This window comes from Bifidobacterium saimiriisciurei, from assembly GCF_010667655.1.
In the GTDB taxonomy this organism is placed as follows: domain Bacteria; phylum Actinomycetota; class Actinomycetes; order Actinomycetales; family Bifidobacteriaceae; genus Galliscardovia; species Galliscardovia saimiriisciurei.
In genome coordinates this window covers 19,387-45,331 of the sequence record NZ_WHZU01000017.1, presented here as the reverse complement: position 1 = coordinate 45,331, position 25,945 = coordinate 19,387, and the positions used below count along the sequence as shown (strand labels likewise).

General features: G+C 62.9%; 26 protein-coding genes and 5 tRNA genes. 3 read left to right on the top strand and 28 right to left on the bottom strand.

The genetic code is table 11. The features are described from left to right. The first annotated feature begins 129 nt into the window (after nucleotides 1-129). A complete protein-coding gene (locus GFD18_RS09535) occupies nucleotides 130-1,113 on the top strand; it encodes an MIP/aquaporin family protein (protein WP_163200350.1) in 984 nt (327 codons plus the stop codon). A gap of 81 nt (nucleotides 1,114-1,194) precedes the next feature. On the opposite strand, the gene GFD18_RS09530 is transcribed toward GFD18_RS09535, so the two are convergent. From GFD18_RS09530 to GFD18_RS09450, 17 genes are all read right to left on the bottom strand, one after another. Beyond that, a complete protein-coding gene (locus GFD18_RS09530; protein WP_163200349.1) occupies nucleotides 1,195-1,509 on the bottom strand; it encodes a DUF3017 domain-containing protein in 315 nt (104 codons plus the stop codon). A gap of 11 nt (nucleotides 1,510-1,520) precedes the next feature. Further along, on the bottom strand, nucleotides 1,521-3,152 hold the full coding sequence (purH, locus tag GFD18_RS09525) for a bifunctional phosphoribosylaminoimidazolecarboxamide formyltransferase/IMP cyclohydrolase (RefSeq protein ID WP_163200348.1): 1,632 nt from the start codon (nucleotides 3,150-3,152) through the stop codon (nucleotides 1,521-1,523). Beyond that, nucleotides 3,152-4,492, bottom strand: coding sequence for a cell division protein PerM (locus GFD18_RS09520; protein ID WP_163200347.1), 1,341 nt, complete (start codon nucleotides 4,490-4,492; stop codon nucleotides 3,152-3,154). Before GFD18_RS09520 ends, purH begins: the two co-directional genes overlap by 1 nt. A gap of 29 nt (nucleotides 4,493-4,521) precedes the next feature. Then, nucleotides 4,522-5,445: a succinate--CoA ligase subunit alpha gene (gene sucD, locus GFD18_RS09515; RefSeq protein ID WP_163200346.1), complete on the bottom strand. Its 924-nt coding sequence runs from the start codon at nucleotides 5,443-5,445 to the stop codon at nucleotides 4,522-4,524. Then, nucleotides 5,442-6,641: an ADP-forming succinate--CoA ligase subunit beta gene (sucC, locus tag GFD18_RS09510; protein WP_100510960.1), complete on the bottom strand. Its 1,200-nt coding sequence runs from the start codon at nucleotides 6,639-6,641 to the stop codon at nucleotides 5,442-5,444. The genes sucD and sucC overlap by 4 nt, the downstream gene beginning before the upstream one ends. Before the next feature lie 51 nt (nucleotides 6,642-6,692). After that, the gene (locus GFD18_RS09505; RefSeq protein ID WP_163200345.1) at nucleotides 6,693-7,271 is read right to left on the bottom strand and encodes an adenine phosphoribosyltransferase; all 579 of its coding nucleotides are present in this window, start codon (nucleotides 7,269-7,271) and stop codon (nucleotides 6,693-6,695) included. A gap of 96 nt (nucleotides 7,272-7,367) precedes the next feature. Next, the gene (locus GFD18_RS09500; protein WP_163200344.1) at nucleotides 7,368-7,889 is read right to left on the bottom strand and encodes a preprotein translocase subunit YajC; all 522 of its coding nucleotides are present in this window, start codon (nucleotides 7,887-7,889) and stop codon (nucleotides 7,368-7,370) included. A 79-nt stretch (nucleotides 7,890-7,968) separates the two neighbouring features. Beyond that, entirely contained in the window at nucleotides 7,969-9,045 is a 1,077-nt protein-coding gene (ruvB, locus tag GFD18_RS09495) for a Holliday junction branch migration DNA helicase RuvB (RefSeq protein WP_163200343.1), read from the bottom strand. Then, entirely contained in the window at nucleotides 9,042-9,656 is a 615-nt protein-coding gene (gene ruvA, locus GFD18_RS09490; protein WP_163200342.1) for a Holliday junction branch migration protein RuvA, read from the bottom strand. Before ruvA ends, ruvB begins: the two co-directional genes overlap by 4 nt. A 64-nt stretch (nucleotides 9,657-9,720) precedes the next feature. Beyond that, entirely contained in the window at nucleotides 9,721-10,299 is a 579-nt protein-coding gene (gene ruvC / locus GFD18_RS09485) for a crossover junction endodeoxyribonuclease RuvC (protein WP_100510956.1), read from the bottom strand. Between the two features lie 9 nt (nucleotides 10,300-10,308). Next, complete coding sequence (locus tag GFD18_RS09480) at nucleotides 10,309-11,067, bottom strand: YebC/PmpR family DNA-binding transcriptional regulator (protein ID WP_100510955.1); 759 nt, start codon at nucleotides 11,065-11,067, stop codon at nucleotides 10,309-10,311. Between the two features lie 123 nt (nucleotides 11,068-11,190). Continuing rightward, nucleotides 11,191-13,224 (bottom strand): threonine--tRNA ligase, encoded by a 2,034-nt coding sequence (thrS, locus tag GFD18_RS09475; protein ID WP_163200341.1) that lies wholly within the window; start codon nucleotides 13,222-13,224, stop codon nucleotides 11,191-11,193. Nucleotides 13,225-13,461: 237 nt separating this feature from the next. After that, nucleotides 13,462-13,537: transfer RNA gene (locus tag GFD18_RS09470), tRNA-Gly, on the bottom strand. A 25-nt stretch (nucleotides 13,538-13,562) separates the two neighbouring features. Continuing rightward, nucleotides 13,563-13,638 (bottom strand) — tRNA-Val (locus GFD18_RS09465). A 33-nt stretch (nucleotides 13,639-13,671) separates the two neighbouring features. Next, nucleotides 13,672-13,746: transfer RNA gene (locus GFD18_RS09460), tRNA-Val, on the bottom strand. Nucleotides 13,747-13,769: 23 nt separating this feature from the next. Continuing rightward, nucleotides 13,770-13,840: transfer RNA gene (locus GFD18_RS09455), tRNA-Cys, on the bottom strand. A gap of 23 nt (nucleotides 13,841-13,863) precedes the next feature. Further along, nucleotides 13,864-13,936 (bottom strand) — tRNA-Gly (locus GFD18_RS09450). A 186-nt stretch (nucleotides 13,937-14,122) separates the two neighbouring features. Here GFD18_RS09450 and GFD18_RS09445 point away from each other — a divergent pair. Then, a complete protein-coding gene (locus tag GFD18_RS09445) occupies nucleotides 14,123-14,944 on the top strand; it encodes a PAC2 family protein (RefSeq protein WP_225433041.1) in 822 nt (273 codons plus the stop codon). A 104-nt stretch (nucleotides 14,945-15,048) separates the two neighbouring features. Here the strand turns inward: GFD18_RS09445 and GFD18_RS09440 are convergent, their stop codons facing one another. Then, on the bottom strand, nucleotides 15,049-15,975 hold the full coding sequence (locus tag GFD18_RS09440; protein ID WP_163200340.1) for an undecaprenyl-diphosphate phosphatase: 927 nt from the start codon (nucleotides 15,973-15,975) through the stop codon (nucleotides 15,049-15,051). Between the two features lie 201 nt (nucleotides 15,976-16,176). Between GFD18_RS09440 and GFD18_RS09435 the strand changes: the two genes are divergently transcribed. Next, complete coding sequence (locus GFD18_RS09435; protein ID WP_163200339.1) at nucleotides 16,177-16,968, top strand: fructosamine kinase family protein; 792 nt, start codon at nucleotides 16,177-16,179, stop codon at nucleotides 16,966-16,968. A gap of 130 nt (nucleotides 16,969-17,098) precedes the next feature. Here GFD18_RS09435 and GFD18_RS09430 read toward each other — a convergent pair whose 3' ends face one another. The 10 genes from GFD18_RS09430 to GFD18_RS09385 all read right to left on the bottom strand — a co-directional run bounded on the left by GFD18_RS09430 (nucleotide 17,099) and on the right by GFD18_RS09385 (nucleotide 25,905). Next, entirely contained in the window at nucleotides 17,099-17,929 is an 831-nt protein-coding gene (locus GFD18_RS09430; RefSeq protein ID WP_163200338.1) for a DUF881 domain-containing protein, read from the bottom strand. 4 nt (nucleotides 17,930-17,933) lie between these two features. Continuing rightward, a complete protein-coding gene (locus GFD18_RS09425; protein WP_100510950.1) occupies nucleotides 17,934-18,266 on the bottom strand; it encodes a small basic family protein in 333 nt (110 codons plus the stop codon). A gap of 6 nt (nucleotides 18,267-18,272) precedes the next feature. Next, nucleotides 18,273-19,235, bottom strand: coding sequence for a DUF881 domain-containing protein (locus GFD18_RS09420; protein ID WP_163200337.1), 963 nt, complete (start codon nucleotides 19,233-19,235; stop codon nucleotides 18,273-18,275). Then, nucleotides 19,228-19,851 (bottom strand): CDP-alcohol phosphatidyltransferase family protein, encoded by a 624-nt coding sequence (locus GFD18_RS09415; RefSeq protein ID WP_163200336.1) that lies wholly within the window; start codon nucleotides 19,849-19,851, stop codon nucleotides 19,228-19,230. The genes GFD18_RS09420 and GFD18_RS09415 overlap by 8 nt, the downstream gene beginning before the upstream one ends. Before the next feature lie 10 nt (nucleotides 19,852-19,861). Next, a complete protein-coding gene (hisG, locus tag GFD18_RS09410; protein ID WP_163200335.1) occupies nucleotides 19,862-20,713 on the bottom strand; it encodes an ATP phosphoribosyltransferase in 852 nt (283 codons plus the stop codon). A gap of 87 nt (nucleotides 20,714-20,800) precedes the next feature. Continuing rightward, nucleotides 20,801-21,064, bottom strand: coding sequence for a phosphoribosyl-ATP diphosphatase (locus tag GFD18_RS09405; protein WP_100510946.1), 264 nt, complete (start codon nucleotides 21,062-21,064; stop codon nucleotides 20,801-20,803). Between the two features lie 83 nt (nucleotides 21,065-21,147). Further along, entirely contained in the window at nucleotides 21,148-21,813 is a 666-nt protein-coding gene (gene rpe / locus GFD18_RS09400; RefSeq protein ID WP_163200334.1) for a ribulose-phosphate 3-epimerase, read from the bottom strand. A 77-nt stretch (nucleotides 21,814-21,890) separates the two neighbouring features. After that, the gene (gene lgt / locus GFD18_RS09395; RefSeq protein ID WP_163200464.1) at nucleotides 21,891-22,847 is read right to left on the bottom strand and encodes a prolipoprotein diacylglyceryl transferase; all 957 of its coding nucleotides are present in this window, start codon (nucleotides 22,845-22,847) and stop codon (nucleotides 21,891-21,893) included. A 71-nt stretch (nucleotides 22,848-22,918) separates the two neighbouring features. Further along, entirely contained in the window at nucleotides 22,919-23,791 is an 873-nt protein-coding gene (trpA, locus tag GFD18_RS09390; RefSeq protein ID WP_163200333.1) for a tryptophan synthase subunit alpha, read from the bottom strand. Nucleotides 23,792-23,814: 23 nt separating this feature from the next. Continuing rightward, nucleotides 23,815-25,905, bottom strand: coding sequence for a bifunctional indole-3-glycerol phosphate synthase/tryptophan synthase subunit beta (locus GFD18_RS09385; RefSeq protein ID WP_163200332.1), 2,091 nt, complete (start codon nucleotides 25,903-25,905; stop codon nucleotides 23,815-23,817). Nucleotides 25,906-25,945: the final 40 nt, after the last annotated feature.

The following is a 25,945-nucleotide window of genomic DNA, read 5'->3' as shown; positions in this document are numbered from 1 at the left end:
ATGGATGATTCATTGATGATTGTGTTTTTCACAGATGATTCTCAGAAATCACAATGTTTTCATTGTATCTGGAGGTCTGAACCGCTGGTACTATGTGAGACGTTCGTACGGACTATAAAAGGATAATCAATGCAAGAAACATCTACGCTTTCTACACATACTTGTCATCCGAAAGAACTGAGCTCCTCCCCCGTCGTGCGCGTGCTCGCCGAATTCGCAGGCACGTTCTTCGCCTGTTTCGTGATCTACACCGCAGGCACCTACGGTACGGTGCTGTACGGAGCCAACGTGCTGTTCGTCGCATTGGCGACGGCGTTGGCATACGGCGCTTCCACTGCGGTGTTCGGCCGCTTCTCCGGCGGTCATTTCAATCCCGCGGTCACGCTCGCCGCGGTCCTTACCTCCCGTACGTCATGGATCGACGGCATTCTGTACGTTCTGGCCCAGGTGGCCGGCGGCATCGCCGCGGGATTCCTGATCATGGGCATCCTGCCGACGTCCAGCACGGTCACGTCGACGATGTGGTTCACCTCCGCGGTCAACGGCTATGGTGACGGTTCGCCGTCCAACAGCATGCTGAGCCAGGCCGGCATCAGCTTCAACTACATCATGGCGCTGGCCGTAGAGGTCGTCATGGCGATTCTTGTCGTCGCCGCGGCGACCGTCACGCTGCGTGAGAACGGTTCCCCCGCCCATACCCATACGTTGGCGACAGGCCTTGCATATGGCGCCGCCGTCGCCGTGGCATATGCCGTCACCGGCGCCGGCCTGAATCCCGCACGTTCCACCGGCATCGCGATCGTGGCCCAGGGCAAGGGCCTTACCGTCGAGCCGTTGAGCCAGCTGTGGCTGTTCTGGGTGTGCCCGCTGCTGGGCGGCGCCTTGGTGGCGCTGGCCGTGCTGCTGACGGCCGCCATTGGCCAGTCCCGCAAGCAGAAGGCCGTCGCTGATGTGCAGGTCGATTCCTCACAGGATCCCGCATCGGACGATGCCGCCGAAGGCACCGACGCCGATGAGAACGCCGAAACCGAGAATGGCGGGGAGTCCGGAGACAACGACAATGATGAGACGGTGGAATCGAATGATGAAACCGTCGACGTGAAGAAGGACTAAGCCGAGATTCGTCGATAACAAAAAAGCTGGGGCACGGCCTGCGAACCGTGCCCCAGCTTTTTTGTGTTCCATGCAGTCGTTTTACAGCAGCATGATCGCCGCATACGTCGCCAACAGCCCGATGCCGAGGGCGAACCCGAAGAAGCAGTCGAATCCCACCGAGCGTATCTTCCATGGACTGCGCGTCCGCAGTACCAGTCGGACGATCGCCGAGACCATCGAGATCACGGCGATCGTCAATGTCGCCCAGAACAGCTGGTCGCATAGGGCGAGCACGGCGGACAGCGCCACGGATGCGGCGACCACCCATTCATAGGCCGGTCTGCCCTCATGCGCCTCGGAGACGTACGGATGTGTTTCGCCCGTATGCTTCCGCTGTCTGTTCCTTGGTCCCACGATGCGTCCGATCAGTGGAAGAAGTGGCGGGTGCCGGTGACGTACATCGTGACGTTGGCCTTACGCGCCGCCTCGAACACTTCCTCGTCACGGATGGAGCCGCCGGGCTGGACGATGGCGCGGACACCGGCGTTGATGAGAATCTCGGCGCCGTCGGCAAACGGGAAGAACGCGTCGGAGGCAGCCACGGAGCCCTTGGTGCGGTTGGCACCGTCGGCCAGCGTGTTGGCACGTTCGACGGCGAGGTTGCAAGAGTCCACGCGGTTGACCTGTCCCATGCCGATGCCGACGGTCGCCTGGTCGTGGGCCACGAGGATGGCGTTGGACTTCACGCAGCGGATGGCACGCCATGCGAACACCAGATCCTGGATCGTCTTATCGTCGGCCGGCTCGCCGGAGACGAGCTTCCAGGCGTTCGGATCGTCGCCGACGGCGTTGATCAGATCGGTGGACTGCACCAGCAGACCGCCGTCGATCTGACGGATCTGGCGCTTGGCTCGCGGGGGCTCGCTCACCTTGAGGATACGCAGGTTCTTCTTCTTGGTCCGCAGAAGCTCCAGGGCGGCGGGCTCGTAGTCCGGGGCCACGATAACCTCGGTGAAGATGGGGCGGACGCCTTCGGCCATTTCAAGGGTGACCGTGGAATTCGCGGCGATGACGCCGCCGTAGGCGCTCATCGGATCGCAGGCGTGGGCCTTCTTATGCGCTTCGGCGACGGTGGCCCCAAGAGCCAGACCGCACGGGTTGTTGTGCTTGACGACGGCGACGGCGATGCTGGGGGCGAAATCCCATACGGCACGCCACGCGGCGTCGGCATCCACATAGTTGTTGTAGCTCATCGGCTTGCCGCCCAGCTGCTCGGCATGGGCGAATCCGTGCTGGTTCAGCGGATCGAGGTAGAGCGCGGCCTGCTGATACGGGTTCTCGCCGTAACGCAGCACATGGGTGCGGTCCCACGTTTCGGTGAAGGTGGGCGGGAACAGCTGCTCGTCGATGGGCGTCTCGTCCTGCGTTTCGGAGGCGAGGGCGAAGCTCTCCGGCTTCGGCCACTGCTTGCGCGCCCATTCGATGATGGTGGCGTCATACGCCGCGGTGTGGGCGAACGCCTTGGCCGCGAGGTAGCGGCGCTCCTCAAGGGTGAAGCCGTTGCCGTTCTCCACGCGCTCGGCCACCAGTGCGTAGTCGGCGGGATCGGTGACGATCGCCACGGTGGCGCTGTTCTTCGCCGCGCCGCGCACCATGGAGGGGCCGCCGATGTCGATCTTCTCGATGGTGTCGGCCTCGTTGGCGCCGGAACGCACCGTGTCGGCGAACGGGTAGAGGTTCACCACGACGAGATCGAACGGCTTGATGCCGAACTTCTCCAGCTGTTCGGCATGATCGGGATTGGTCATATCGGCGAGGATTCCGGCATGGATATGCGGGTCAAGCGTCTTGACGCGACCGTCGAGGCACTCGGGGAAGCCGGTGACCTGCTCCACCGGCGTTACGTTCACGCCCAGTTCGGCAAGCTTCTTGGCGGTGGAACCAGTGGAGACCACTTCGGTTCCCGCCGAGACGAACGCCTGCGCAAGAACCTCGATGCCCTCCTTGTGGAATACGGACACCAATGCACGCTTGATGGGCCGCGTGGTGCTTGACATTACTTGTCCTCCTTGGTTGTCGGTTGGATGGCTTCTGATGAAATAGTACGGGAAGTCCTCGTCTCCGTGGCGGCGCTGGTGTCGGAATCCTTCTCCCCCGCCGTCGCATCCGTCTTATCCTGCCTCGTCTGTTCCCGTTTCGCGGCTCCCGAACGTATCTGGAAGAACGCGAAGCGCAGGCTTACGATGATGAGCGCCATGAGCCATGCGGCGAGGAGACCGACCGCTATCGGCCGGGCCACGGCCTGTGTCGTGGCCGCCGGGTCGGCACCGACGCGGGAGAGACGATCGACGCCGAGCGAACCACCGGAAACAGCGGATACGACGGCCACGACTATGCAGATGATGCTGCACACCATGCAGAACGACAAGGCGGGCAGGCCGAAGCGACGGATGGTCCGCATGGAGACCAGCGACGTCTCGCCCTCTTCCTGATGCAGCACTTGGAAACGGCGTTTTGACAGCAGCTGCCAAAACGCGCAGGCAAGGGCGATGAGTCCGGGAAGCGACATGAGCAGCATCCGGATTCCGGCGTTGTCGACGGGCTCGGGGAAGATGCCGAACACCGGCACGGAGGGAAGGTCGTGCGCCTGTCCGGTCCACATGGAGAAAGTGGCCAGCGAACCTACGGAGAACCCGGCTCCGCACAGCCACGACATCGCCCATACCATGCAGTTGGGCAGCCATATGAGGCAGGCGATGGTGGTCATCACGGCAGATCCCGTAGCCATGCCGGTCAACGAGAACATCCTGGATACGGCATCGGCGTTCATGACGGACCACGATATTACGGTCACTGCGCCGATGAGCGTGAGGGACGCCAGCGATATGAGGGTGAGCAGCATGCCGGACCGCAATGCCATGCGAAGGTCTTCGCCGACCATCGCATGGAACCTGTGCGCCAAAGCCGATTTGGCCTTGCTATGGGGAAACCATGCCAGAACGTATGCGAGCGAATATATCAGAAGGCCCTTGGCCATGATGACGCCCAACGAATCGACGAGCGTGATGTTGACGGTGCCCGCAAGCCATGCGTTCAGCGCCAGCCAGCATGTCGTTCCGCCGAGATATCCGAGCAGGGAGCAGCCGAAACGGGCCGTCACGGACCGGACAAGCGCGATGAGCAGCATGGTGAGCCCAAGGGGGATGATGGTGAGATGGATGCTCTGGAATTGCAGTCCGACGCCTTGGGAAAGCAGCACCACCGATTTGGTGAAGTCCATCGTGTAGCCGGTGAGTCCCTGACCGCCCTCCTCCATCGAGATGATGAGCAGCATGAGGGCGTTGAAGCATGCCAGGGCGATGACGTATACAGCCAGGGAAAGGGCGGCTGAGCCCATTCCCCGGCTGAGTTCCCTGAGCCGAGGACTCATAGGATACCGCGCGCCGCCATGACCTCGCGCATGATCTGCGCGGTCTGTCCGGGTGTGCGGCCCACGCGGATGCCCACGGCTTCCAGGGCGGCCTTCTTCTCCTTGGCCGTGCCCTTGCCTCCGGAGACGATGGCTCCCGCATGGCCCATCTGCTTGCCTTCAGGCGCGGTGAAACCGGCGATGTAGGCGACCAGGGGCTTGGTCATATGATCTTTGGCCCATTCGGCCACTTCCTGTTCGGCGCTGCCGCCGATCTCGCCGATCATGACCACGGCCTTGGTGTTGGGGTCGTCGTTGAAGGCTTGCACCGCCTCCAGCAGTGTCGTGCCGACAATGGGGTCTCCGCCGGCGCCGAGGGCTGCGGTAAAGCCGATATCGGACAGCTCGCCCATCAGCTGGTAGGTGAGCGTGCCGGACTTGGAGACCAGTCCCAGCGGACCACGGGGAACGATGCCGTCCGGAATGATGCCGAGGTTGACGCCGTCGGCGTCAGCCGTGCTGCCGAAGGTGGCCAGACCGGGGCAGTTCGGTCCGATGATGCGCACGCCGCTGCGTCGTGCCAGGGCGACGAAGTATGCGGTGTCAGCGACGGGGATGCCTTCGGTGATGACCACGATCAGTTCGATACCGGCCTCGACGGCCTCGACGACGGCGGATTTCGCAAAACGCGGGGGAACGAAGACCACGCTCGCCTTCGCACCGGTCGCCTCCCTGGCCTCGGAGCAGGTGCCGTACACGGGGATGTCGGCTGAGGTGCCGTCCGCAAGGGTGAACGGCACTGCGGTGCCGGCCTTGCGCGGATTGACGCCTCCGACGATGCGGGTCCCAGCCGCGAGCATACGGGCCGTGTGGGTCATACCCTGATGGCCGGTCATGCCCTGCACGATGACCGGCGCGCCGTCTTCGATAAACAATGTCATCGTTCGCCTCCGTTATCGGCGTTCGCCGCCAGTTCAGCGGCCTTGGCCGCAGCTTCTTCCATGGTCTTGGCCACGAGGACGTGCGGATTCGCCGCATTCGCGAGAATCTCCAGTCCCTCGGCGGCCTTGTTGCCGTCAAAACGGACGACGATGGGCCGAATGTTGTTCATCGAGGCGATCGCCTCAAGGATGCCGTTGGCCACTTCCTCGCAGGATGTGATGCCGCCGTAGACGTTGATGAACACCGAACGGACCTTGTCGTCCGAAAGAACGATCTCCAGGCTTTCCGCCATGACTGCCGCGGAGGCTCCACCGCCGATGTCGAGGAAGTTGGCCGGCTCGATGCCGGTTCCCTGCGCCTCGCCGGCACCGGCCACGGCGTCAAGGGAGCTCATGACGAGTCCGGCGCCGTTTCCGATGACGCCGACCTGTCCGTCGAGATGCACGTAATGCAGTCCCAGGGCATGCGCCTTGTTCTCGAGCGGATCGCCCTCGTTCGGGTCGACGAACCGCTGCCATCCGTCGTGACGGTATGCGGCATTGTCGTCCAGCGAGATCTTGGCATCCAGTGCGGAGAGCGACTTCGACGACTCGTCATCCGGATCGCCCACCTTGGCCAGCGGGTTGATCTCCACCAGCGTCGCATCGGTGCTGTGGAAGGTCTGCCACATCTTCAGCAGGATCTCGGCGGCCTGGTCGCCGTCGGCATGATAGAAGCCGATCTGCTCGGCCATATGCTTCGCCGCGGCAAGGTCGAAGTCCTCGAGGGGATCGATGTGCAGGCGCTTGACCGATTCCGGATGCGCCTTGGCGATCTCCTCCACCTCGGTGCCGCCGTTGGCGGTGGCCAGGACGTCGTAATCGCGCGAGGTGCGGTCCACGGAAATGGACACGTAGTACTCGTGGATGATGTTCTTGGCCTCCGCCACGAGGACGCCGTTCACCTTGTGACCGTGGATGGTCATCGGGAACAGCTGCTCGGACGCGAGGATGGCCTCGTCGAGGTTATGGGCCAGCTTGACGCCTCCGGCCTGGCCTCGATGGCCGATCTTGACCTGCGCCTTGATCACGCAGGGAAAACCGATCTTCTTGGTCGCCTCCGCGACGTCATGGGAATTCTGCGCGTAAATCGCTCGAGGCGTGGGAATGCCCGCTTCTTCAAGCAGCTCTCGCGCCTGATGCTCGTAAAGATCCATCGGTGTGGCTCCCCTATTTCCTTTCTTGTATGGACGTGTGCTTCACACGGTTCACGCCGGCATGGTCAGCAGCGACGAACGCTTGTAGGCGCTGATCGCGGCTGGGGTGGGGATGCCGGTGAGCTCCATGACGAAGCTGAATCCCGCAACGGTGGCACCATTCATCTGGATAAGGCGCTCGGCCGCAGCCGCGGTGCCTCCGGTGGCGATGAGGTCGTCGACCACCAGTATGCGCTCACCCGGCTTGAAGGCCTGGTCCTCCACCTCGATGGCGGCGGTGCCGTATTCCAGAGAATAGCTCATGCTCTTGGTGGGCGGGGGAAGCTTTCCCGCCTTTCGGATGGCGATGAACCCCTTGTTGAGGCGCATGGCCAGCGGAGCACCGATAAGAAAGCCCCTGGATTCCAGGCCTGCCACGGCGTCGAAGTCGTCGACGGAGACCGGCAGCGCCTTCGCCAGGGCATCGATGAGGATGGACAGGCCCTTCGCGTCGGCCAGTACGGGCATGAAGTCCCTGAAGTTGATTCCCTCCTTCGGGAATCCGGGAATGGTGCGGATAAGCGACAGCAGGTACTGCGCGTCCTGCGTGCCCACGGCGGACAGTTTGTTGATGGTGATGTCCGATTCCATAAATATCCCCCTGACGATTAATGCGCCCGGCATGCGTGATGCCGGGCGCCGATATGTCACATTGCTTTATGATGCCGCGACAAGACGGATATCCTCTTACTTCGAGGTCTCGTCGTCCTTCTTGTCCGCGTCCTCAGACTTGCCTGCGTCCTCAGCCGAGGCATTCGCCTCGTCCTCGGATTCGACGGCGGAAGCGTCGTCCTGAGCCGGCTCCTCGGGCGTAGCGGTTTCCTCGGCCACGGTCTGATCGGCCGATGACTGGTCCTTGTCCTCCACGTCTGCGGCGGGTTCGGAGTCCTCGCCGGCCTGCTCCTTGGCGAACTCCTCGTCGGAGACGTAGTTCGGCACCACGGGAGGCTCGGTGATGGCCTGAACTCGCCAACGGCTCAGGGATCCTTCCGAGTTGATGACCACCTGGTCGATGTCCAGGTCGACCTCCTCGATCGTGCCGACCAGACCCGAGTAGGTGGCCACCTGGTCGCCCTTCTTCAGATTGGAACGGAAGTCCTCGACCTTGCCCTTCTGCTTCTTGGACTGGCGGGACTGGTACCACATCATGCCGGCGATGACGACGATGATGGCGATGAGCATCATGGAATTGCTGCTGTTACCACCCATAACGTTTCTGATCTCCTTTGCAGGTTACTTGCGATGTTCCATCCAAGCCGCGGCTCAGGCGGGAACCAACCCATTCAGGCTAAAACAGCACATTGACATCATCCGGCGGGGTAAGCCCCAGGTGCCGCCACGCCCGGGCCGTGGCGACGCGGCCCTTCGGCGTGCGCACCATGAAGCCCTCCCGCACCAGATACGGCTCGCACACCGTCTCCACCGTCTCCGATTCCTCGCCGACCATGGCCGCCAGGTTGTTGAGTCCCACCGGGCCGCCGTTGAAGCTGCCGCATATCGCCGTGAGCACGGCGATGTCAAGCCGGTCGAGTCCTTCGACGTCGATCTGGTACAGGTCGAGCGCCTGCTCGACGGCGTCGACGTCGACATTCCGCAGGTCATGCACGATGGCCCAGTCGCGCACCCTTCGCAGCAGCCGGTTCGCGATACGCGGGGTTCCGCGCGAACGCCGCGCAAGCTGATCCGCCGCGTCCTCGTCGATATGCACGTTGAGCACCGTCGCCGAACGGAGGATCAGACGGCACATCTCGTCACGCGGATAGAAGTCGAGGTGGGCGGTGAAGCCGAAGCGCGCACGCAACGGCGAGGGCAGCATGCCCTCACGGGTCGTGGCGCCCACGACGGTGAACCTGGGAAGGGTCAGAGGAATCGACGACGCGCCGGGCCCCTTGCCCACGACCACGTCCACACGGAAATCCTCCATGGCGATGTACAGCAGCTCCTCCGCCGCACGGGGCAGGCGATGGATCTCGTCGATGAACAGCACCTCACCCTCCTCCAGCGAGCTGAGGATGGAGGCAAGGTCGCCGGCATGCTGGATCGCGGGTCCGGAGGTGATTCGAATCGGGGATTCCAGTTCGTTGGCGACGATCATGGCCAATGTCGTCTTGCCGAGTCCCGGAGGGCCCGCAAGAAGGATATGATCCGGAGGGACCCCCCGCTTGCGCGCCGCGTTGAGGAACAGCTTCATCTGCGCCTTCAGCCTTGGCTGACCAATGAATTCGTCAAGGCCGGAGGGGCGAAGCTCCTCATCACTCACCGACTCGGAGCCGATGGTGTTGGCCGAGACCATGCGCAGCGACTCCTCCCGGGCGCCTGCATTGTCCTGTGGCAACGCCGCGTTCATGGCATCGTTCACGATCATCTCCCCCTATCCATGGAAGCCAGGGTCGCCTTGAGCAGACGCGGCACGTCGGCGGACTCGACAGGTCCTTCATGGCCTTCGTTCTTCAGCTCCCGCCTCACGGCCTGCAGTGCGTCACGCTGCTGCCAGCCGAGCGACACCAAGGCCTCCACTACCTGGTCGGTTCCGGAATCCGCCGGCACGGACGCCGTCTCCCCCGCATCCAGGTCATCGAGGTCGATGGAGCCCTTCAGCTCCAGAATGATCTTCTGCGCGCCTTTCTTTCCCAGGCCCGGGGCCTTGGAAAGGGCCGTGGCGTCCCCGTCGGCAACGGCGTTGAGCAGCCGCTTCGGACCAAGCGTCGACACGATGGACAGCGCCACCTTCGGTCCTATTCCGCTGACCTTCTGCAGACTCAGAAACAGATCCTTCGAGGCCTTGGAGAGGAAGCCGTACAACGATATGGCATCCTGCGACACATTGAGCCTCGTATGCACCGTGACCTGCTGTCCGATGTGCATGGAGGCGAGATCGGACGCCGGCATGCGGGTCTCGTAGCCCACGCCGTGGACCTCGATGACGGCGGCATCCTTCATGATGGCGGCGATGGTGCCGGTCAGACTCGCTATCATCAGTCACCCCGTTCTTCATATGACAAATAATCGAACATGTGTTCGATAGTATATCGGATGTGCGCTACATACCGCGCCGCAGTCCCCGCCCATGAGCCTTTCTGGTGGCTTCGGCCCATTGCCGCTGCGCCGGGGTGAGATGCTGCTCGCGCTCGCCGCCCTGCAATGCGCCGGACGGTCTGAGGGCATGGCATATCGCCAGCGCCAACGCGTCGGCGGCATCGGCCGGCGTGGGCATCCGGTTGAGGTTGAGGATTCTGGTGACCATGCGCTCCACCTGTATCTTCTGCGCCTGGCCGTTGCCGGTGATGGCCAGCTTCGCCTCGGTGGGTGTGTGCAACGCCACGGGGATGGTGCGCTGCGCGGCGGCGAGCATGGCGACGCCCGCAGCCTGCGCCGTTCCCAGCACCGTATTGCGGTTGGCCTGCGCGAACACACGTTCGATGGAGACGGCGTCCGGTGAAAACTCGTCGAGTTTGGCGCATAGGCCGTTGTATATCTTCAGCAGGCGGATATCCTGCGATTCATGCGGGTCGGAGCGTACGACATCGACGTGAATAAAGGAAAGCCGGCGGTATGCGCCGGCTTCCACTACGCCGACTCCGCACCTCGTCAGTCCGGGGTCGACTCCAAGAATGATCATGAAGGGCTGTCAGTCCTCGGCTTCCAGCTGGGCCATGATCTCATCGGTGGCCTTCCACGTGCTGTAGATGTTCTGCACGTCGTCAAGGTCATCGAGGTTGTCGATGAGCTTCGACACCTTACGGGCGCCGTCGAGGTCGAGCTCGACCTCGTTCATGGCGACCATGGCGTTCTCGGCGGAATCGTAGTCGATGCCGGCGTCCTGCAGCGCGGTGCGCACGGCGACTAGGTCGCTCGGGCTCGTGGTGACGGTGTAGGTGTCGCCGTCCTCGGTCACGTCCTCGGCGCCGGCCTCCGCGGCCACCTCGAAGACCTTGTCGTAGTCAACGCCTTCGGCGGGGACCTCGATGACGCCCTTGCGCTCGAAGTTGAAGCTCACGGAGCCGTTCTCGGCGAGGGAGCCGCCACCCTTGGTCAGGGTGGAGCGCACGTCGGCGGCGGCGCGGTTGCGGTTGTCGGTCAGGCATTCGATGATGAGGCCGACGCCGCCGGGGGCGTAGCCTTCGTACACGATGTCCTCGTAGTTGGCGCCACCGGCTTCGGCGCCGGAGCCACGGTTGATGGCGCGCTTGATGTTGTCGGCCGGCATGGAGTTCTTACGGGCCTTGGTGATGGCATCGTACAGGGCCGGGTTGCCGTCGGGGTCGCCACCGCCGAGACGGGCCGCGATTTCGATGTTCTTGCCGAGCTTGGCGAAGAGCTTGCCGCGCTTGGCGTCGATGGCCGCCTTCTTGTGCTTGGTGGTGGCCCACTTGGAATGTCCTGACATGACTCTCCTAAGTATTCGTTTACGTTAAACAGTGCGATTTTATGAGGTCACACCGACATTGCTCGGCGTGACCCCGGGATGCCCCTTCTCCGCATCATGGGCGATGGGAGTCGGGACGGGACATCAGTCCTTGGTGGCGGCGGTGAAGTCGTCGACGCTGTTGACCTGGACCCTCTTGGCGATGACCTCGAGGATCTTGGCCTTGGCCTCGTCCACCGGGACGCCGTTGAGCTGGCTGCCGTCACGGAAGCGGAAGCTGACCGCGTTCTTGTTCATGTCGTCCTCGCCCACGATGAGCGTGAACGGCACCTTGGACTTGGAGGCATTGCGGATCTTCTTGCCGAAGCGGTCGTCGGAGGAGTCGATCTCGCAGCGCACCATGTTGTCCTCCAGCCCGTGGATGAACTTCTCCAGATGCGGGGCGAACTCGTCGGCCACCGGGATGCCGGTCACCTGCACGGGGGCGAGCCATGCCGGGAACGCACCGGCGTAGTGCTCGAGCAGGATGGCGAAGAAACGCTCGATGGAGCCGAACAGCGCGCGGTGAATCATCACCGGACGCTGGTGGGTGCCGTCCTTCGCGATGTACTCGAGCTTGAAGCGCTCGGGCAGGTTGAAGTCCAGCTGGATCGTGGAGACCTGCCAGGTGCGGCCGATGGCGTCACGGGCCTGCACGGAGATCTTCGGACCGTAGAAGGCGGCGCCGCCCGGGTCGGCCACGAGTTCGAGGCCGGATTCCTTGGCGACCTCGGCCAGCGTGTTGGTGGCCTCCTCCCAGATCTCGTCCGAGCCGACGAACTTGTGCTCGTCCTTGGTGGACAGCTCGAGGTAGAAGTCGTTGAGACCGAAGTCCTTGAGCAGGCCGAGCACGAAGTTCAGCAGGCTCTTGAGCTCGTCCTTCATCTGCTCGCGGGTGCAGTAGATGTGGGAGTCGTCCTGGGTCAGGCCGCGTACGCGGGTGAGGCCGTGGACCTCGCCGGACTTCTCGTAGCGGTAGACGGTGCCGAACTCGAAGAGGCGCAGCGGCAGCTCCTTGTAGCTGCGCTGGCGGGACTTGAAGATCAGGTTGTGCATCGGGCAGTTCATCGGCTTGAGGTAGTAGTCGAAGCCCTGCTTGGTGACGTTGCCGTTCTCGTCGCGCTCCTCGTCCAGGCGCATCGGCGGGTACATGCCGTCCTTGTACCACTGCAGGTGGCCGGAGGTCTCGTACAGGCCGCCCTTGGTGATGTGCGGGGTCTGTACGAAGCTGTAGTGGTGCTTGCGGTGCTGTTCGCGGGAGTAGTCCTCCATGGCGTTGATGATCGCCGCGCCCTTGGGATGGAACACCGCCAGGCCCGGTCCGATCTCGTCGGGGAAGGAGAACAGGTCCATCTCCTGGCCGAGCTTGCGGTGGTCGCGCTTGGCGGCCTCCTCCAGCTTGGCCTGGTAGTCCTTGAGGTCCTCCTTGGTGAAGAACGCCACGCCGTAGATGCGCTGCAGCATGGGGTTCTTCTCGCTGCCGCGCCAGTATGCGGCGGCGCTGCGCTCCAGCTTGAACGCCTTGATGAAGCGGGTGTTGGGCAGGTGGGGTCCGCGGCACAGGTCCTTCCACACCACGTTGCCGTCGCGGTCGACGTTGTCGTAGAAGCTCAGCTCGGATTCACCGATCTCGGTGGCCGCCTCGGGATCGAGGTGGGCCTCCTTGTCCTTGATCAGCTCGATCTTGTACGGCTGGTCCTTTTCCTCGGCAAGCGCCTCGTCCTCCGTGACCGTACGACGGCGGAAGGTCTGTCCGGACTTGATGATGCGCTGCATGCGCTTCTCGATGTCCTTGAGGTCGGCGGGGGTGAACGGCTCGTCCACGTCGAAATCATAGTAGAAGCCGTTCTTGATCACCGGACCGATGCCGAGCTTGGCCTCGGGGCGAATCTGCTGCACGGCCTGGGCCATGACATGCGTGGCGGAGTGGCGCATGATCGCCAGGCCGTCCTCGCTGTCCAGGGCGATGGGCTCGACCTTGTCGCCGTCGTGCAGCGGCGTGTACAGATCGCGAGGCTCGCCGTTGAGGCGGACGGCGATGATGTTCTTGTCGTCGGCGAACAGCTCGACGCCGGTGGTGGTTGCTTCCACCTCCTTCGCCTCATCGTCGACCGTGATGGAGATGGTAGCTTGCGCCATGGTATGTCCTTTGCTATCGGGGGTCCGCGTTACTAATGTGCAGGCCTGGACTGAACTTGACGATGCAAGAGTAAGCGCCGGCGGCGACAAGGTCAAGCGGAGAGGACGGCGCGTCGAAAGCCTTGGAATCACTGTCTCCCAAGAGGTCGGAGGCCGCGTGGAGCTCCGGCGGATCACCGCGTCTCCATGGAAAACGTGACGCGGATAACAAAAAAACCGCTCCGAGGAGCGGTTCACTGGAGCGGACAACGGGACTCGAACCCGCGGTCTCGACCTTGGCAAGGTCGCGCTTTACCAACTAAGCTATGTCCGCACAGCTGCCGGCGTGAGAACCGGCATGGTGGGTGATGCAGGAATCGAACCTGCGACCCCTTCCGTGTGAAGGAAGTGCGCTAGCCGCTGCGCCAATCACCCGAAGTCAGTCATATTGCACCGGTAAAACCGGCGTGGTGGGCGATACAAGATTCGAACTTGTGACCCCTTCCGTGTCAGGGAAGTGCGCTACCTCTGCGCCAACCGCCCGAAGCGCCCCTAGAGACGACAAGAGGTGGGTACGAGAGTCGAACTCGTCTATACGGCTTTGCAGGCCGCTGCCTAACCGCTTGGCTAACCCACCATACGGTCCTTATCTGGGACTCGAGCGGACAACGGGACTCGAACCCGCGGTCTCGACCTTGGCAAGGTCGCGCTTTACCAACTAAGCTATGTCCGCATGTCTTCGACACCGCCGTAACCAACGGAGCCGCAAGCACGAGTAATCAATATAGCCATGCAGGCACAATTGCGCAAATACGGCGTGTCGCTTCCTCCCTCCCGTCATCGCGAGCGAGTTCTCGCTGGGCATACTCAGCCATTGGAAACACAGGGCTGCTGTAGGGTGGGAGACATGAGCGAGAGTATGAGTAAGCGGCGTTTCATGATCGCCGCGTTCGGAGGATGGAACGACGCCTGCCAGGCGGCGACCAATGTCATCCGTCATCTTCTGGACGTCTACGAATCAAGGGAGATCGGCCACATCTGCTGTGATTCCTATTACGACTACCAGTCGTCGAGGCCGATGATGTGCACCGTGCAGGGCCGCAGACGAATCGTATGGCCGGAGACCACGTTCTATGAGATCACCGTGAACGACGATACCGTGCTCTACGTGGAGATGGGCCCGGAACCAAACTTCCATTGGTCCGATTTCTGCCAGCGCTCGCTGCGATTCGCCGACGAATGCGAGGTCACCGACATCATCACCCTGGGCTCCATGTTCGCCGACTGCGCCCATACCCGGGCGCTGCCGGTAAGCCATTCCGAAGGCGATGACGACGATGCCGGCGAGGACGCGTACTGCGGGCCCATCGGCATCCCCACCGTCCTCAACTATGCCGCAGCCGAGGATGGTTTCGAGGCCCGCTCACTATGGGTGTCCATCCCCCAGTATCTCGGCGGGGACGACTGTGCCGCGGGCACGCTGCGACTTCTCGAGGAACTCGGCACCGTCATGGAGACGGAGCTCGAGGAGGGCGATCTCGCGTCGCAGGCCGAACGCTGGAGGGCCAAGGCGGACATGCTCGTGCGCTGCAACGACGATCTTTCCGACTACGTGCATCATCTTGAACGCCTGATGGACGACGACCCGGCCGAACACGACGTATCCACCCCCCATTCGAGAAGACTGGTCGAGGAGACCGAGGAGTTCCTCAGGTCGTTCGACCATCCCGCTACGGAATGACGGCACGGTATATGAAGAGGCTCCCCTCCGGGATATCCCGGAGGGGAGCCTCTTCATATACCGCCCATACGGACAGCGGTAACGCATCACATACGCGAAACGTCCTAGGCGGCAGCCGCCACGGAAGGATCGATCGCAGGCAGGACACCCGTGATGAGCAGGAGGGCCACGACGACGGCCAGTCCGATGCGGTAGATGGCGAACGCCTTGTAGGAGAACGTCGACACGAACTTCAGGAATCCGATGATGACGATGTATCCGACGAGGAACGAGACCACGGTGGCGGCGATGGTCGGCCCCCATCCGGGGAACATGCCGATGGCCTTGCACGCCTCCGCGGCCGCGGCACCGCCGGCCTTGCACGCGCTGACATCCTTGACGGCCGACACGGCCTCCAGGATTCCGGCGCCGAACACCGCGGGAATCGCCATGAGGAAGGCGACGCGCACGGCGGCCTCCCTGGTGTAGCCCATGGCACGGCCAAAGGTGATGGTGCCGCCGGAGCGGGAGACACCGGGAATCAGCGCGAGCATCTGGCCGATGCCGAAGATGACGGCGTCCTTCGCCGTCATCCGCTCCATGGTCTTGACCTGCTTGGCACGGGCGTCGAAATACCACAGCAGAACGCCGAACACCGCCAGCACGGTGACGGTGATCCACAGGTTGCGCAACGTCGTCTCGATGACGTTCTTGAACAGCAGACCGGCGATGAGGATGGGCATGGTGCCGATGATGATGTACCAGCCCATCTGGGTGTCACGGTTGTGTTCGCCCAGCCGGCTCTTCACATCCGTGCCCTCCTTGCCGAACAGCGAGCCGAACCATGCGCCGAGGATGCGGATGATGTCGCGACGGAAGTACAGCAGCACGGCAAGCTCGGTGCCGATCTGGATGATGGCCGTGAACGCGGCTCCGGGGTCGGAACCGATCGTCAGATCGCCGATGATGCGAATGTGTGCGCTTGAAGACACGGGCAGGTATTCGGTCAGAGCCTGCACCAGACCAAGAAAAATCGCCTGGAAGAAATTCATAACCCTTCGTTTATCCCTTTACGCGTTGATGATATACGGCATTCGAATGTCCGTCATTCTTTAACGATTACGATGCAACACCTTAGACCCTGCCCTCTAAGAATTCGGCAAGGGCGCTCCATTTTCGTTCAATGGTCACATTACGATGGCTGCGATGACCCATCGCCCTAATATGGACGACGGCTGCGGAAAGGAGCACACATGGCCACATACCGTAAAAGTCGACGCTGGTCCCCCGAAGGATTCTTCGAATGCGAGGGCAGGGGACTGCAATGGCTCGGCGAGGCCGAGGAACAGGGCGGCCCCCGCGTGGTGAAGGTGTATGAGTGGGGGGACGACTTCCTGGACATCGAACGCGTGAATCCGGCCTCCCCCACCCCGAAGGCCGCGCAGGATTTCGGCGCGGCGCTCGCAAGGATGCATGATGCCGGCGCGGAGTTCTTCGGCTCGGCTCCGGCGGGCTACCACGGCACCTGCTATTTCGGACCATTGCAGGATCCGGTGCCCATGGACACCGGATCCTGGACCGATCCGGCGACGTATTTCGGCGAGGGCAGGCTCCTGCCGATGGTTCGTCTCGGCGTTCAGCGCGGTGAACTCACGAACGACGACATGACGATGACGCAGGAGGTCGTCGACGCACTGCCCGAATTGCTGGGGGCGGCGGCCACGGACCGGCCCGCTCGAATCCACGGTGACCTGTGGAGCGGCAACGTCATGTGGACGGAGGATGCAGGCCATGCCGAGGCAGTGCTCATCGACCCCGCCGCGCACGGAGGGCATCGCGAGGAGGACCTTGCGATGCTGAAACTATTCGGCGCGCCCTATCTCGGGCAGATTCTGGACGGATACCAGTCCGTCCACCCGTTGAGGAAGGGATACGAACGGCGTGTCACGCTTTGGCAGCTCTACCCCATCGCTGGGCACTGCGTGTTCTTCGGCGGCGGCTATGTGAACGAGTTCCGCTCCATGTGCCGCTCGCTGCTGCGCTGACGCGGTGTCTTCGCGACCTGGGCATCATTTCGCGGGGTCGTCGTATTCGGATGGCCTGTTCCCGTTCCGGACCACGACGCCCCCGCCCAACCGGGTGAGGGAACCGCCGTCCCGTGTTCCGATGTCGGGGTTATTCCACCGTCTTCGCATACTTGTAGTCGGACGGCTGCCGCACCGCATCGACCTGGACGCTGTCGGACTGCACCACGCTCACCGAGGCACCGTGCTTCACGCGGAGCTGCGAGCCCACACCGCCGGCGATCTGCACGGCGTTCTGCAACGCCGATGGGTCGCCGATGACCTTGATCGTATATGGAGGCGTCAGGCTCCTGCCATCGCAGGACACGCCCGACTGGGTATCGACGAACGACGTGGAGGTCACCACGCGAACGCCGTTGAACTCCATCGCCTCGGCGCCGGCATTGCGCAGCTCCTCGATCAGCGTGAACATCATCGATGCGGGGATGTGGCTCTCCCGCTGCCCGACGGTGATGACGACGCCCTTGCCCTGGGCCGCAAGCCTGCCGGAGAGTATTCCGCTGCTCTCCTCGTTCTCCTTGGCGATCCTCTCGACTTCCTTCTGCTTGTCCGCAGCCGATTTGATGGACTTGAGCTGCTCGGAAAGCTGTGTCTTCTGCTGTTCCAGGGAGTCGATCTGCGTGCTGGTCTCATCCAGCAGACGCACCAGTTCGTCCTCGCTCAGCGTGGCATAGGATGACTGCGAGTTGCGCAGCTGGGTGGCATAGCCGAATCCCAGCAGCGCGCACAATACGATGACCAGTATCGTGGAGAGCATCCGGCCGCGGCGTGACTCATGACGTACGGTCTTGGCCGGTTTCTTCTTGACTTGGGGGAACATGCCGGTGGAGAGGTCGTCGTTGATCTCGTCGGCCATCTCCTGATGCCATAGCCGGTTGAACGCCCTTGGCTGACGATGCTCATGTCCGTGTTCGCGTCGCATGCCGTCAGCCCCTGAAGATGAATCGGCGAATCGCCGATACGTTCGAGAAGATGCGGATGCCGAGCACCACGATGACGGCCGTCGTCAGCTGGGATCCGACGCCCAGCTGGTCGCCGAGGAACACCAGCAGGGCCGCGGTCACCACGTTGGAGAGAAACGATATCACGAACACGCGGTCGGAGAAGCTGCGCTCGAAATACGCGCGCGCGGACCCGAGAAGAGCGTCGATGGCCGCGACCACCATGATCGGCAGATAGGGCTGCAGCGCCACCGGCACGTCGGGCTTGATGAAGATGCCCACGACGACGCCTACGATCAGACCGATGATTGCCGGCATGTTCCATCATTCCTTTCTCGCATACTTCAGGTCGGGCGCGCTCGATGCCTCCAGTGTAATCGTCGCTGACTGCGCGACCTCCGGATAGATGCCCACCTGTGCAAGCGAATCATACAACGTGGCGTTGTTCTGTTTGCGCACCGACTGACTGAGAGTGTATCTGTCGCCTATCGCCTGAATCCTGTAGGGGCTCTCCACGGAGGTGACTCCGACGAGGATGGTCTGCCCGGCCACCCGGATCGACGACTGGACGCCTATCCTCACCCCGTTGATGGCTATGGCCTCGGCCCCGGAATCCCACAGCCGAGAGACGAACATCTGCAGGTCGGTGTCCGAGACGACGCGGATGGCGTGGCCGTGGTCGTCGCGGGGCAGATCGCCCTTCTGGTTCTCGGCCGCGATGGGATCGGTAAGGGTGACGGTCACCCCGGGACCGCTGACCGCGGCCGTTCCGTTGAGTATGGAATCCTTTTGCGCGGTGGAATCGGCATTGGCGTGCAGATTCTTGGTCATGGAATCGATCTGCGACCGCAACGACGCCACATCGGACTCCAACCCATGCTGCTTGTCGTTCATGGTGACGACCTGGCTGGCGAGCTCCTCTCGCACCTTCTGCCTGGTGTTCATGTGCAGTTCCTGCACGATGACGCATCCGGAGATTCCCACGATGACGCAGAACACGAACGTCAGCACCTTGGTGACCCATGTCATGGTGCGGGACTGGCGTTGCGGGACCAGGGTGGAGTCGCCGAACATCGGGTCGATGGGACGGTTCGTCAGATCGTCGATGAGATGGAGGGCCTCGTCGCTGACCTTGCGGCGGCGAGACCTGCCGACACCGTGGACCTCGTCCTTGACGGCGTGGCGGTTGATGAGACCGAAAACCGATCGGGAGAACGCCGAGCGCCTACGGATCGGCGTGTTGTCCGGCGCCACGGGGAATGATACCGGTGGTTCGTGTTCAGGCATTGACGCGTCTCTTGTCCTTGCTAAGCAGCGCGTGGCCCTGCATGATGTAGATGAGTCCGGCACACCAGTACAGCACGGCGCCCCAGATGGCACCCGCCACACCGATGAGGTGAAGCACCTGGAAGAACGTCGAGCCGCTCAGATCGGCGACGATGAGTACCGGCACCGACATGAGCAGCAGGGCGGTGCCCGCCTTGCCGACGAAATGCACCGGCAGCGGGCCATAGTCCCTGTCGGACAGCAGCAGGACCTCGCCGAGCATGACCACATCCCTCGACCCGACGGCGATGAGCAGCCACCATGGAAGGATCTGCGCCCATCCAAGCGCCAGCATCGAAAAGATGATGAGCAGCCTGTCGGCGATGGGATCGAGTATCTGCCCGATCCTGCTCACCTGGTCGAATTTCCTGGCGATGTATCCGTCGACGCCATCGGACGCCGAGGAGACGGCGAGAACGATCAACGACCAGACCAGATACCGTTTTGAAATCAGCACCGCTATGACCGGGATGGAGAGGATGCGAAGGAAGCTGATCGCATTCGGCACCGTCCAGATGATGTTCTTCGGCTCCGGGCTGAACGCCTCGTCCTCGCCGTTATGTGTGTGTTTGCTCATACGGTGTGAATCACATGCGGGAGGCCTGCAGCGCGGTGACGATGATGCCGCGGGCGCCCACCTCGTACAGCTTGTCCATAATCTGGTTGACCTGCGCCTTCGGCACCATGACGCGGACCGCGTTCCACTGCTTGTCGTGCAACGGGGAGATGGTCGGGCTTTCGAAGCCGGGTGCCGCGTCGACGGCGGCTGCGACCTTGGAGACGGGGATGTCATAGTCCATGAGCACGTAGCGCTGGGCGGTGAGCACGCCTTCGAGGCGACGGCTCAGCACGGCGAGGCGCTCATCCTCCGGATCGAGCCTCGGGGAACGGATCAGGCAGGCCTCGGAGTGCATGATCGGGTCGGCGAAGATGCGCAGCCCCGCATTCCGCAGCGTGGTTCCCGTGGACACGACGTCCGCGATGAGATCGGCCACGCCCAGCTGCACGGAGGACTCGACGGCCCCGTCCAGATGGATGGTCTCTGCGTTGATGCCGTGCTCCACAAGATAGTCGTGGACCAGCTTGTCGAACGACGTGCCGACGCGCTTGCCGTCGATGTCCTCGAGCTTGGAGAACGCGGAGTCGTTGGGCGCGGCAAAGCGGAACGTGGATGCGCCGAAGCCGAGCGGCATATGCTCGATGGCCTCGGTGCCCGAGTTCTTCAGCAGATCCTCGCCGGTGATGCCGCAGTCGATGGTTCCACGGCCGACGTATACGGCGATGTCCAGCGGACGCAGATAGAACAGCTCGATGTCGTTGTCGGGATCCTCGACGACGAGCTGACGCGAATTGGTGCGCAGACGGTATCCGGCTTCGGACAACATGTTCCAAGCGGGTTCGGACAGCATGCCCTTGTTGGGCACGGCAATTCTCAGCATGGTTTCCCCTTGATCGTGAATTTGAAAAAACGGCCGCGTGTCCTGTGGAAATAACCGGTCACGCGGCCGCGGAGCCGTGGGATCGGCTCACAGGTGCTTGTAGACGTCCTCGAGGCTGATGCCACGGTCGATCATCATCACCTGAACGTGGTACAGCAGCTGGCTGAGTTCCTCGGCGGTGCGGTCGGCGCCTTCGTATTCGGCGGCGATCCAGCTCTCCCCCGCCTCCTCGACGAGTTTCTTGCCGATGAAATGCGTGCCCTTTTCCAGCTCCTCGACGGTCAGCGAGCCGGCGGACTTGGCTTCGGCCTTGGCGCTCAGTTCCTCGAACAAGGAATCGAAGGTCTTCATACTTGGGATTCTCCTTTGATGAAGCCGGGGCAAGGCCCCGGCTGATTATGGATTCATCGGGGGATGAATCCACGGCAACGTCTTCAGTCCCGGTAGGCTGCCTGGGCGTTGTCTCGAATTTCGTTGATGGCCTTGGCGGGGTCGTCCGCACAGTAGACCGCGGAACCCGCCACCAGCACATCGGCGCCGGCCTCGGCCACGATATGCGCGGTGGAGGGGCTGACGCCGCCGTCGACCTGGATGTGGGTGTCGAGACCCCGGCGGATGATCTCATCGCGAAGCCTGCGGGTCTTGGCCATCTGGTTGGCGAGGAACTTCTGACCGCCGAAACCGGGCTCGACCGTCATGATGAGCACCATGTCGAACTCGTCGAGGATGTCGAAGAGCGGCTCGACCGGCTCGGCGGGACGGACGGCGAAGCAGGCCTTGCAGCCCATATCACGCAGCTGGCGGGCAAGGCGCACCGGGGCATGGGTGGCACCCATGTGGAAGGTCACGGACTGCGCTCCGCACTTGGCGAATTCCGGGGCCCAGCGATCGGGGTCCTCGATCATGAGGTGCACGTCCACGGGAAGCGGGCTGACCTCGCAGATGCGCTTGACGATGGGCTCGCCCAGCGTAAGGTTGGGGACGAAATGATGATCCATCACATCGACGTGAACAAGGTCGGCATTGGCGATGGCATGCAGGTCGCGCTCGAGATTGCAGAAATCGGCGGAAAGAATACTTGGTGCAATTTGAATCGTCATGATATCCATTCTAGGGAAACTGAACGACGAGACACGTGAATGGTCGCATCATTCATGCGGTGTTCATGTTGCGGTGGTCAGCGTCCCGACGGGGTCCGGCCGCCCTTGCGCCGCCGCGCCTCCTTGGCGGCCTGCTCCTGCGCGTTGATGCGTTCGAGCTCGTCCGCGGTGACCGCGGTGAGTCGTTTCGACAGCTCTTCGACGCTGTGTCCGCGCCGGCCCAGTGCGAGGAACAGGACCACGCCGAGCACGAATACGATAAGCGCGGTCCAGACGTTGATGCGCAGACCGAGGATCTCCGTGGAGAAGTTGATGCGCAGCATCTCGATCCATGTACGGCCGACTCCGTACCACATGAGGTACATGGCGAACTGCTGGCCCGCCTTCAACCGTCCGGCGAGCCTGCGGCCGATGACCACGAGGAGCGCGGCGCCCACGAGGTTCCACAGCATCTCGTAGAGGAAGGTGGGGTGGAACAGCGTGCCCACGGGGCATGGCTGCCCGTTATAGCAGACCTGCGTCTTGCCGATGGCGTCGGCGTCGTTGAGCGCCAACCCCCATGGCAGCGTGGTGGGTTTGCCGTACAGCTCCTGGTTGAACCAGTTGCCGAGACGTCCGATGGCCTGGGCCACCATGAGGCCCGGAGCCAGAGCGTCTGCGAGCAGGGCGAACGGATATCGCCTGTGCCGGCACCACAGGAAGGCTCCAAGCGCTCCGACGCTGATGCCGCCGAAGATGGCCATGCCGCCTTCCCATACCTTGACGATGTTGATGAGCTCGCCGCTTGGGGGGAAGTACGCCTCGGGAGTGGTGATGCAGTGGTAAAGCCGTGCGCCGACAAGACCGCTGGGCACCGCGACCAGCGTGGTGTCGAGCACCTGGTCGAAGATGCCACCGAGCTTCCTCCATCGGACGCTGAGGATCCATACGGCGAAACATACCCCGATCAGGATGCATATCGCATACATATGAATGGTCAGCGGGCCTATGTGGAACTCCGAAAAAGTCGGGGAGGGAATCGATGCTACGGTCATCATGCCTCGTTCACATCAGGACGGTCGCACCGGCCGTGCAAAGGACCGGTGCGACCGCCGGCGAATCATGTTCAGGAACGTGCGGCGCGCACGCCCTCGGCGAGCTCGTCGGTCTTGGCGGCGAGCAGCCTCAGGCCTTCATCCGTGTCACGGGCGGTCCTGTTGTCGTCGTTCAGAAGCGTGTGCACCAATGCGGAGCCGACGATCACACCATCGGCGTAGGAACCGACCTTGGCCGCCTGCTGCGCCGTGGAGACGCCGATGCCGACGCACACGTTCTTCGCGCCTGCGTTGCGGGTACGTTCCACTAGATGCTCGGGCGAGGACGAGATGGTGTCACGTTCGCCGGTCACGCCCATGCGCGAGGCCGCGTAGACGAAGCCACGGGCGTTCCTCGCGACGGTCTCCAGCCGCTCGTCGGCCGAATCCGGAGACACCAGGAAGATGCGGTCCAGACCGTGACGGTCGGAGGCCTCGATCCACTCCCCCGCCTCATCCGGAATGAGGTCCGGCGTGATAAGGCCGGCGCCGCCGGCGTTCTCGAAGTCGCGGGCGAAACGCTCCACACCATAATGATAGATGAGGTTCCAGTAGCTCATGATGAGAGGAACGCCGCCGGCGTTGGCCACGGTCTCCACCGCCTTGAACACGTTGTTGATGCTCTCGCCGTTGTCGAGGGCGATCTGGCTTGCCGCCTGGATGACCGGGCCGTCCATGACGGGGTCGGAGTAGGGCAGACCGATCTCGACGGCGTCGACGCCATGCTCGACCATGGTCCGCAATGCGTCGAGGGAGACGTCGGGGTCCGGGAAGCCATAGGGCAGGTATCCGATGAACGCGGGACGGTTCTGCTTCCGGAGTCGATCGAACATCGTCTCGGTGAGGCTTGCCTTGTGGCTGATGCCCAGCGGCTGTCCGGAGGGCGTGGTTGCTGTGTTCGTCATTGTTGTCTTCGCTCCTCTTGCTTTCAGGCGACGGTGTCGCCGTGCGCGCCGGTGACTTCAAGCGCGGCTGCCTGGTCGTCGGTGAGGTATCCGAACCATTTGCCGGCGGTGGCCATGTCCTTGTCGCCGCGGCCGGAGATATTGACGATCATCACCGCCTTGTCGTATCCCTTGGCCTTGAGGTCGGCGGCGGCCTTGTACGCGCCGGCGACCGCATGCGAGCTTTCGATGGCGGGAATGATGCCCTCGGTCTGGCTCAGGTCGCGGAACGCGTTCATGGCCTCTTCGTCGGTGGCCCAGCTGTAGTTGACACGGCCGATGTCCTTGAGCCATGCGTGCTCCGGACCGACGGAGGCATAGTCGAGGCCTGCGGAGATGGAGTAGGTATCAAGGGTCTGCCCCTCGTCGGTCTCCAGCAGGTAGCTCTTGGCTCCCTGGAACATGCCGAGCTGGCCGGTTCCGGGAGCGAAGCGGACGGCGTGCCTGCCCGATTCGGGGCCATCTCCGCCGGCCTCGTAGCCGTACAGGTTCACACGTTCGTCATCGAGGAACGCGTTCATCACACCGATGGCGTTGGATCCGCCGCCCACGCATGCGCACACCGCGTCCGGATGGTCGATGCCATACCAGTCCTTGAGCTGTTGCCTGGCCTCCTCGCCGATGATCTTCTGGAAGTCGCGCACCATCTCGGGGAACGGATGGGGACCTGCGACGGTGCCGAGCAGGTAATGGGTGTCCTTGACGTTGGTGACCCAGTCGCGCAGCGCCTCGTTGATGGCGTCCTTGAGGATCTTGTCGCCGAGGGTGACTTCCACGACCTCGGCGCCGAGCATGCGCATGCGCGCCACGTTGAGGGCCTGGCGACGTGCGTCGATCTGGCCCATGTAGATGCGGCACTTGAGTCCGAGCATGGCGCATACGGTGGCGGTGGCCACGCCGTGCTGTCCGGCGCCGGTCTCGGCGATCACGCGGGTCTTGCCCATGCGCTTGACGAGCAGCGCCTGTCCGAGCGCGTTGTTGATCTTATGAGCGCCGGTATGGTTGAGGTCCTCGCGCTTGAGGAAGATGCGCGCATCGAGGCCGGTCTTCTCGCTGACGAGCTTCGAGAAGCGCGGCGCCTCGGTCAGTGGCGAGGGACGGCCCACGTACCGCTGCTGCAGGGTCATGAACTCCTTGTGGAATTCGGGATCCGCCTTGGCCTCGTCGTAGACGCGTTCAAGCTCGTCCAATGCCGTGATCAACGCCTCGGGCACGTAACGGCCGCCGAACTGTCCCCAGTACGGACCGTGGTGTTCGCTCAACGGAGTGGTTTCGGATGCTTTCACTCTTGCTCCTGCCTTCACTAGTCGTTCCACTGCAAGCTCATGGTCGTCGGCGGTGGCCACGCCTTCGCCGACCAGCACGGCGTCCGCGCCGGCTCGGCCGTAATCCTCGACCTCGACGGCACCGAAGACCCCGGATTCCGCCACCCTGATGACATCCTCCGGCAGGTTCGCCGCAAGCTCGCTGTATTTGTTCACGTCCACCCTGAGGTCCTTGAGATTTCGGGCGTTGATGCCGATGACCCTTGCACCGGCGGCGATCGCGCGCTCGATCTCCTCGCGCGTATGCGTTTCGACAAGGACGGTCAGACCGAGTTCATGGGCGAGCCCGAGAAGATGACGCAGCCTGTCGTCGTCCAATGCGGCGACGATCAGCAGCACCATGTCGGCGCCGTGCGCGCGCGCCTCCCAGACCTGATAGTCGGTGACGATGAAGTCCTTGCGCAGCACGGGGATGCGCACGGCGTCGCGGACGGCATCCAGATCGTCGAGGCTGCCCAGGAAGCGTCGGCCCTCTGTCAGCACGGAAATCGCGCTGGCGCCGCCGGCTTCGTATTCACGGGCCAATGCCGCCGGGTCGGGGATGTCGGACAAATGCCCCTTGGAGGGAGAGGCCCTCTTGATCTCCGCGATCACCGGTATGGAATCCCGACGCTTCAGCCATCGACGGGCGTCGATGGGTTTACGGGTGGATGATGCCACCCGTTCCTGCAACGCCGCCAGCGGAACGGTGCGTTCCCGTGCCTGCTGGTCTTCGATGGCGCCTGCCACCAAATCGTCCAATACCGACATGATTCTCCTTTTGCATGAGGTGCGGAGTCGACAGTCACAC